The organism is Candidatus Kuenenia sp. (genome assembly GCF_039794105.1).
Taxonomy (GTDB): Bacteria; Planctomycetota; Brocadiia; order Brocadiales; family Brocadiaceae; genus Kuenenia.
Map to the genome: position 1 here is coordinate 37,939 of NZ_JBDIWA010000032.1, position 6,000 is coordinate 43,938.

Annotated in this window: 5 protein-coding genes; 3 read left to right on the forward strand and 2 right to left on the reverse strand. The window is 43.2% G+C overall.

Annotated elements, in window-relative coordinates; all coding sequences use genetic code 11:
- Positions 1 to 207 precede the first annotated feature (207 nt).
- Both ABJL82_RS13375 and ABJL82_RS13380 read right to left on the reverse strand, forming a co-directional pair.
- The gene (locus tag ABJL82_RS13375) at positions 208 to 1,335 is read right to left on the reverse strand and encodes a sodium ion-translocating decarboxylase subunit beta (RefSeq protein WP_347275197.1); all 1,128 of its coding nucleotides are present in this window, start codon (positions 1,333 to 1,335) and stop codon (positions 208 to 210) included.
- Between the two features lie 57 nt (positions 1,336 to 1,392).
- Positions 1,393 to 1,668 carry an OadG family protein gene (locus ABJL82_RS13380; protein WP_347275198.1) on the reverse strand — a complete coding sequence of 92 codons (276 nt, stop codon included), beginning with the start codon at positions 1,666 to 1,668 and terminating at the stop codon, positions 1,393 to 1,395.
- A 692-nt stretch (positions 1,669 to 2,360) separates the two neighbouring features.
- Between ABJL82_RS13380 and ABJL82_RS13385 the strand changes: the two genes are divergently transcribed.
- The 3 genes from ABJL82_RS13385 to ABJL82_RS13395 all read left to right on the forward strand — a co-directional run.
- Positions 2,361 to 3,065: a DUF3047 domain-containing protein gene (locus ABJL82_RS13385; RefSeq protein WP_347275199.1), complete on the forward strand. Its 705-nt coding sequence runs from the start codon at positions 2,361 to 2,363 to the stop codon at positions 3,063 to 3,065.
- Positions 3,066 to 3,157: 92 nt separating this feature from the next.
- Positions 3,158 to 5,605: an ATP-binding protein gene (locus tag ABJL82_RS13390; RefSeq protein WP_347275200.1), complete on the forward strand. Its 2,448-nt coding sequence runs from the start codon at positions 3,158 to 3,160 to the stop codon at positions 5,603 to 5,605.
- Positions 5,606 to 5,653: 48 nt separating this feature from the next.
- Positions 5,654 to 6,000: response regulator (locus ABJL82_RS13395; RefSeq protein ID WP_347275201.1), on the forward strand; the 347-nt coding region annotated here is incomplete at its 3' end.

Sequence of the window (6,000 nt, forward strand, 5' to 3'; positions counted from 1 at the left end):
ACGTAACACTTTAATTTTTGAAAAAATTCCAATAACAACGTTGTTTGCCGCAGGGTATAGGAGCGAAGGACAAAAGACGATGGACATCCCTCATCTCTCGTCTCTCGTCTTTCGTCTTTCGTCTTTCGTCTTTCGCCTGTCGTCTGTCGCCTGTAGTCTCTCGTGCTTCACCTCTCGCCCCTACGTTTTCAAAAAACTAAATTGTTATTATTTCACAAACACCGACCACAAGATTCCGGCGGCAATCGCCGACCCAAGCACGCCTGCAACATTTGGCGCCATTGCGTGCATAAGGAGGAAATTATGCGGGTCCTCCTTCTGGCCAACCATCTGTACCACGCGTGCTGAGTCAGGCACGGCGGATACGCCCGCTGCACCAATGAGAGGGTTTATCTTGTCCCTTAGAAAAAGATTCATGCATTTTGCGAAAACCACGCCACCTGCCGTTGCTATGCTAAAAGAAAGGGCGCCCAATGCAAAAACGAGAAGAGATTGTGCTGTTAAAAAGGTTTGTGCCTGCGCGCTTGCGCCCACGGAAAATCCAAGAATAATCGTCACCGTATCTATCATGGCGTTGCGTGCGGTGTTCGCCAATCGCTCTGTTACACAACTTTCCTTCAAAAGGTTGCCAAGGCAAAGCATGCCGATAAGCACTATTGAACCTGGCGCAATCAAAGCGGAAATCAGAAACACGGCGATGGGGAAAATAATTTTTTCCCTCTGCGATACATGCCGCGGTTCTTTCATACGAATGAGCCTCTCTTTTTTCGTAGTGAGCAATCTCATTATCGGAGGCTGAATAACCGGAACCAGGGCCATATAGGAATAGGCGGCAATCGCAATGGATCCCAACAAATGCGGTGCCAGCTTTGACGATAAAAATATTGCCGTCGGGCCATCCGCTCCGCCAATAATGCCAATAGCACCCGACTCAGAGGGGCTAAACCCTAAATAGAGAGCGCCTATGAGGGTAAGAAAAATGCCTATCTGCGCCGCCGCCCCAAGCAACACAAGCTTTGGATTTGACAACATGGCGGAAAAATCCGTCATAGCGCCGATCCCAAGGAAAATAAGCGGCGGATATATTCCTTTGCTTACCCCAAGGTAAAGAAAACTCAGAACACTCCCTTCCTGATATACGTTGAGCGCCATGCTGTCAATGGAAGGAATATTTCCCACTATCGCACCAAATCCTATCGGCAAAAGCAGTAATGGCTCATAATCTTTAATAATTGCCAGACTTACAAAAAAAATCCCGACAATGATCATGAGGGCATTGCCCCACGTCATCATTGCAAATCCTGTTGTCTTAAGAAATTCGAAGAGAATCTCCATTAAGCCCTCACAAAAAAAGACACCATGTTCCCTTGTACCCTGAGATAAAGCAATTTACTAAAATGATTCTTTGCCAACCATACTGCCGCACGCTTCACTATGCAGGGCAAAGCCGATTGCCGCAAGCGCCTCGTCTTCAGGCGTTGAGTAAAATGCCGGTATATGATGCGAAGTTTCTTCCGCAGGAAGTATGCTGGCAAATATTCTTAAAAAAACAGGAAGGAGATAAATAAAAAAACTGGTTATCGCGAGTGCGGCAAACACAATCAGCATGCCGCTGATTGTGATCATAATTCCTTGTCCGTTGACTATATTTTGAACCCCTGAGTTCATAACTGCTTTCCCTGTTCTTATTTTCCGGATATGTTATGGGTTGATTTTAAAATTTTAATATCCTATATTTTTTTTTATTAAGATGCAATTATTTTTTACGGTTTACCTGCCAGTATTTGCCAAATCTTCTGTTACAAAGTTCCTTTTAACACTATGATTGCTTTTATCCCTGGTTTGACTCACAAAAATCATATCGCTTATGATATTAATTGGTTACGCTTTCGATAGGGGTCTCTTTGGCGTTGCATTTTTAGGGTTTTTAACAGATGGTTTTATATATTTTCTGTTTAAAAGTGGATGTTTCATTTTGTAACACTTTAGTTTTTTGAAAAATTCCAACAATAACGATGTTTGCCGCATAGTGTAGGGGCGAAGCATTTGCCCGTTTAGGTATAAACTTATTTATAACAATTTATAGCAAATGCTTCGCCCCTACTTCGTTTTTAGTTTATGGTAAATCATTAATAGTATTACCTGTTAAAACTCCTTTTTTAAAGTTTTTCTTCATGTTCTTTGTGGTTGAAGGACAGACGCACAGCCGTGCGTCTCTACATTTTGATTGCAGCTTTGCTGCGCTATGTAGTTTTTACTTTTGGCGTATCCGGAAAACGGTAGAAATGTGTTATTCGGCAAGGTATAATTTTTCTGTTTATTGCCTGCACAACAAATTCATTTATATACTGTTGCCTTTCATGATAAAATATTGCGTTTACGGTATATCCATAATTATTGTACTCTTTTCTTTCATGGACCATAGTTCAGGAATGGCGACACAAGATTCTTTCCTCATAACATCCTTCACCAAAAAGGAATTTAATAAAGGCGAGCCAATTGGGTGGAAAAGCCATAAGGGGATTTGCCGGAAAATACGAAACCGGTTTATGCCTGAATTGCTTGAAGTGGAGGGGAAAGGCATTCTTCATGTAAATGCCAGCGACAGCGGCACAATTATTTTTCGTCCCGTTCGTATTAATCCTGTGGAATATCCTTTTTTAAGCTGGAGATGGAAGGCGTCGAACATTCTGCCCGAAAGCAGGGAAAAGGAAGCTGGCGGCGATGATTATCCTGCGGCAGTATGCATTGTGTACGGAAAGACCTTTTTCTCCATTCCATATAATTACAAAATACTGATTTATGCGTTTGGAAACAATGTTCCTACCGGAGAGCGGTATAAAAATCCATGCGAGGCCAGGGCAAGAATAATTATTGTTCAGAGCGGAGAATCTGCTACAGGCAGGTGGCTTGATTACAAGGTACATCACCATCAGGATTATTTGCGTGAGTATGGAGAAGAACCCCCCGGCATTGTTTATGTCGGGATCCAAACCAATGCCGACCGGACACATGGAAAGGTGGAGGCGTGGTATTCAGATATCGCCCTGAACCGATTCCCATAGTTATTACCCGTTTAAAAATGTTTCCTTAGCTGGTATTCATGGGTAAAAACCTTTTTATGTAAGATTTTTACACATACAGGGCAAGGTTTTTTATGAAAAATGTACTTGGTGTTTTAGGGAAAAAGCTGCTTCTGTATTTTGTAAGCATATCCCTTATTCCCGCAACACTGTTATGTTGCATTCACTATCTGCATAGCAAAAAACTGCTGGAGACAGAGTTGTTTAATGAAATGTCGCTGGTGGGCGCAGCTCTGTCGGAACATATCAATGCCTTTTTAGTTTACGGCGAGAATTCGGCAAAACACTATGCCTCCGATGGTTTTATCAGGGAACATCTTGAAAGCATTAACAACGATACGAAAAATACTGCGGCTGCCCAGGCGCTGAGTAAATATTTGCAATACAAGACCGGCCTCGAACCAAGATTCCGCGAGACCTTTACGACAAATACAAAGGGCATAGCAGTGGCATCCAGCAACGTGCAACGTGTTGGCAAAGATATGTCGCATGACCTTTCTGCCTTAGCAACAAAAGGCGGCACGTTCGCAAAGGATATTTATCTGTGTGACATTACGGGAGAATACTGTTTAACCTTTTGCTCTTCCGTTATAAATAAGGATACAAACGAATTTTTAGGCATGATCGGGATACGCATACTTGCCGCCGAACTGGAGGATATCACCGTGGGCGCCAAACAAGAGGCATCTGCCTTATTGCGTCCTGAACATACGCCCGAGGCGTATAGTGAGGGAAAAACAAACATAGTGCCGGAAAAACCTTATTTTAACACGCAAGATGCTGATACTTCATATAAAAGAAATCATACGATAAGACGTCCTCTTGAATTAACCACACTGACACGCCGCGGCGAAACAAGCGAGGCGTATCTTGTCAATAAACAGAGGCTCATGCTGACCTCCTCCCGATTCATAGATAATGTCATGTTAAGACAGGCGGTGAACACCTTGCCCGTTAATGTTTTGATAAACGAAGGCAGGGAGATGGCAGGCATCTATGAGGATTACAGGGGAATACCTGTCATCGGCGTTTCAAAATATATAAAACCCATGGGATGGATATTGCTGGTGGAAGCGGATGTCGCAGAGGCATTTAAGCCTGTATACAGGGCAAGAAACTACTCTATCATTATTATAGTGGCCAGCGTGTTTGTTATTTCCGCCGTAGCGTTTCTCATATCCGGCAGGATTGTCAATCCCTTAAAATCATTGATGGCGGCAATGGGCAAGATATCAAAAGGCGATATAGGAAATCACATACGCGTTACGTCAAGGGATGAGATCGGAGAACTCACAAAGGGGTTTAATCGTATGACTACAGATTTGATAAAGGCGCGTGATGAATTGCGGGACCTTTTTGATGCGGCTAACGACCCTATGGTCACATTGAAAGAGGGCAATATGGTCAACAATATGAATAGCAGGGTCTCTGAGTTATTTGGCTACACGCAAAAAGATTTGCTCTCTAAGAAAATCGTCAGTATCTTCAGAAATGAAGATGTTCCCATAGTTGAAGAGGCCCTTGATAGCGCATGGCGGTTAAATCCCGGAGAAAAATATCCTATGTTTGAGGTGGGAGTTATGAAGAAGGACGGAAATGCGCTGGTTTGCGAACTGGATTTAAACCGGACACAATTTGGAATACAGCCCCATTTCAGGAACATAACAAAGAGAAAATTGCTGGAGCAAAGGATACTGGAAGAAAAACAAAAACTTGGAGAGTCAAACACCCGCCTTCAATCCCTGCTGGCAGAACTGGAACGGACGCAGATGCAGTTGCTGCAATCCGAAAAAATGGCTTCTCTTGGTCAATTGGCGGCGGGTATTGCCCATGAAATAAACAATCCGGTTGGCTATATATCCAGCAACCTGGAGTGGATGCAAAATAAATTTGTCGTCATCAAGACGATGCTTGAGGAGTTGAAGATGGAAACAAAGCCGCAAGCCCGCCCCCGGGGCAACAGGAAAAACATTGCCTCTCAAATGGAAAAAAGCATAAACGAATCTCTGGAGGGCACAAGGAGGATTCAAAGTATTGTTAACTCCCTCCGGATTTTCTCCCACAGGGCAGAAGATAAACTGGAACCGGCTAATATTAATGCGGAGATCGAGGACTCCCTGAATATTATCAGGAACGAGATTAAGTACAAAGCCAAATTGATAAAGTCCTACGGCAATATCCCCCCGATACATTGCAACCGGCGCCAATTAGGGCAGGCCTTCATGAATATCATCCTGAATGCGGCGCAGGCATTGAAGGAAATGGGGGAGATAAGAATAACTACGTATAGAAAAGACCTTTCCATCTTTATTGTGATTAGCGATAACGGCCCTGGTATACAGGAACAAGATCTTCCAAAAATATTTGAACCCTTTTTTACCACAAAAGAAGCAGGCATGGGAACGGGCCTGGGACTTTCCATTGCTTACAACATAATAACAAGCCACAATGGTGCAATAGAGGTTGACAGCAAAGTAAACAAAGGAACAACATTTACCGTAAAGCTGCCTGTTACAGTATAATACAGTCTGCAGTCTGAGGATTGTAAATTTTTTTTCTGAGGTAAGCACATGAAGCAAAAGACAATACTCATTGTTGATGATGAAAAAAACATTCTTGCAACATTAAAAAGAATCCTGGAAGAAGAGAAGGAAGGCTACAGGGTATTTTTCGCAGATAGCGGAATAAAGGGACTGGAGATTGTTAGATGTGAAAATATCCATCTGATAATCACCAATTACAGGATGCCGGGTATGGACGGCTTACAGGTGCTGAAAAGGGCTACGATACTATCGCCGGATGCGGTCAAGTTTATGCTAACCGGATATGCCGACCTGGATGTTGTCGTGAGGGCAAAAAACGAGGGCGGTGTATACCGCTTCTTCACAAAACCATGGAACAATAGCGAAATATTAGG